The organism is Pelomonas sp. CA6, assembly GCF_022549225.1.
In the GTDB taxonomy this organism is placed as follows: Bacteria; Pseudomonadota; Gammaproteobacteria; order Burkholderiales; family Burkholderiaceae_C; genus Roseateles.
The window spans coordinates 1-322 of record NZ_JAKZFD010000072.1 but is presented as its reverse complement, the minus strand read 5'-3'; the positions used below and the strand labels follow the sequence as shown (position 1 = coordinate 322).

General features: G+C 70.2%; 1 protein-coding gene. It reads left to right on the top strand.

What is annotated here, in order from left to right; translation table 11 throughout:
- Nucleotides 1-322: AMP-binding protein (locus LZ017_RS21940; protein ID WP_241399051.1), on the top strand; the 322-nt coding region annotated here is incomplete at both ends.

Sequence of the window (322 nt, the reverse complement as noted above, 5' to 3'; positions counted from 1 at the left end):
TCAAGAAGTGCCGCCGGTGATGCTGGATGTGCGCGAGCTGCGCGGGCGGTCCGTGCCGCCGCTGGAAGTCAGCGCGCCTGGGGCGTCGGCCCTGGCCTATGTGATCTACACCTCTGGCTCCACCGGCACGCCCAAGGGCGTGATGGTGGAACACCGCCAGGCGCTGAGCCAGCTGGGCTCGGTGGTGCAGCGCACGGGGCTGAACGAGCGCGACCGCATGCTGCAGTTCGCGTCGGTGGCCTTCGACGTGTCGGTGGAGGAGATGTTCGCGACGCTGGGCGTGGGCGCGACGCTGGTGCTGCGCAGCGACGCCTGGCTGCAA